The 1,779-nt window shown below is 61.0% G+C and carries 2 protein-coding genes and 1 pseudogene; all 3 read right to left on the reverse strand.

Annotation, left to right across the window (positions count from 1 at the left end; translation table 11 throughout):
* Positions 1 to 90 (reverse strand): annotated as a pseudogene (locus JYJ84_RS38605) (sensor histidine kinase); the annotation flags it as partial.
* Positions 91 to 505: 415 nt separating this feature from the next.
* Positions 506 to 1,276, reverse strand: a complete 771-nt coding sequence (locus JYJ84_RS35820; RefSeq protein ID WP_043184673.1) for a ferredoxin--NADP reductase — start codon at positions 1,274 to 1,276, stop codon at positions 506 to 508.
* A 233-nt stretch (positions 1,277 to 1,509) separates the two neighbouring features.
* The coding region (locus JYJ84_RS35825) for a LysE family translocator (RefSeq protein WP_205190222.1) at positions 1,510 to 1,779 on the reverse strand (270 nt) is incomplete at its 5' end.

Raw genomic sequence — 1,779 nt, forward strand, 5'->3', positions numbered from 1 at the left:
GATGGGCGGAGTCGCGACGCAGCCCGGCACGAGCTGTTGCGACGGGAACGGGGCGTGGGCGCCCAAGGGCGCGTTAAGCGACGTATCCATGACTCTCCCTGCTGTCAGAAAGCGGTTCAGACACCGGCTGGCTGCGTGGATCGGCTGCCGTTTCGATGACGGTCGCCGCCAGAGAATCGCCCCCAGCCGAGGTAACAAAAGTTACGTTCTGTAACACTTGCATCCGACCCTTCCACTCCCATCCAAACGGCAACCACGCGCGGCGAATAATATCTCAAAATTTCTGAAAAGGTCATGTCGGGCGGACATTTAAGGGTAAATGTGAATAATCGGAATGAACGTGTTGTAGGAAAAACACTGACACCCGAGCACCGGACGATGACGTATCCAAATGTAACTATTTGAGATGGGATGATCCCAATTTGTTACGAATTCGCCAAGTAGGGATGAAAAAAAACCGGAGCTTTCGCTCCGGTTCTTGATGACGCGCAAATTGGGGGATCGATCAGTCCACGAATGCGCGCTCGATCACGTAGTGGCCCGGCGCGCTGTTCTTGCCTTCGACGAGGCCGGCCTGCTTCAGCAGGTCGGTCGTGTCCTTCAGCATCGCGGTGCTGCCGCACAGCATCACGCGGTCGTTTTCCGGCGAGAACGGCGGCACGTCGAGATCGGTGAACAGCTTGCCCGTCGAGATCAGGTCGGTGATCCGGCCTTCGTTGTCGAACGCTTCGCGCGTGACCGTCGGGTAGTAGACGAGCTTTTCCTTGATGATGTCGCCCAGGTACTCGTGGCCCGGCAGGTCGTGCTTGATGAAGTCCATGTACGCGAGCTCGCCCTTCAGGCGGCACGTGTGCGTGAGGATCACCTTGTCGAAGCGTTCGTAGATGTCCGGATCGCGGATGATCGACATGAACGGCGCGAGGCCCGTGCCCGTCGACAGCATCCACAGCGTCTTGCCCGGCAGCAGGTTGTCGGCGACCAGCGTGCCCGTCGGCTTCTTGCCGATCAGCACCGTGTCGCCTACCTTCAGGTGCTGCAGGCGCGACGTCAGCGGGCCGTTCTGCACCTTGATGCTGAAGAATTCGAGATGCTCTTCGTAGTTCGGGCTGACGATCGAGTAGGCGCGCGCGAGCGGCTTGCCGTCGACCTCGAGGCCGACCATCGTGAATTCGCCGTTGTTGAAGCGCAGGCTCGCCTCACGGGTGCAGGTGAAGCTGAACAGCGTGTCGGTCCAGTGATGGACGGATTGGACGGTGGCGGTGTCGTATTTGCTCATGGCTTTGAAAACGGACGCGCGTAGCGAACGCGAGTAACGGGCCCAAAAATGGGCAAAAAACCGAGTGCGTCGGCCCGATCGCGGATCGGCCGGCCGGCGCGTCGGACACGCGCCTTCTCGATGACAGACGATTGAGGAACTCGTTATTTTACCCTGTTGACGCGGATCGCGGGCTTGACCCCCGCGGCCGCGCGGATTTGGCGCAACGAATTATTTCAATCTGCTTTCGATTTTCAGCGTTCGGCCGCGAGTTTCGCGCCGAGGCCGACGAGCGCCACGCCGCACAGCGCGTCGAGCGGGCGCCGCACGCGCCGGTAGCCGCGTTGCGCGCGCGGGCTCGCGAACAGGTACGCGACGCATGAATACCAGCCGGCCGACAGCACGCCGATCGTCACCAGCACCGCGCCGTTGAACCACAGCGGCACGTGCGCGGGCAGCATCGCCGCGAACACGCTGGTCCAGAATGCGCACGATTTCGGATTCGTCAGGCAGGTGAACAGGCC

The sequence above is a fragment of the Burkholderia sp. LMG 13014 genome, assembly GCF_905232215.1.
Classification (GTDB): domain Bacteria; phylum Pseudomonadota; class Gammaproteobacteria; order Burkholderiales; family Burkholderiaceae; genus Burkholderia.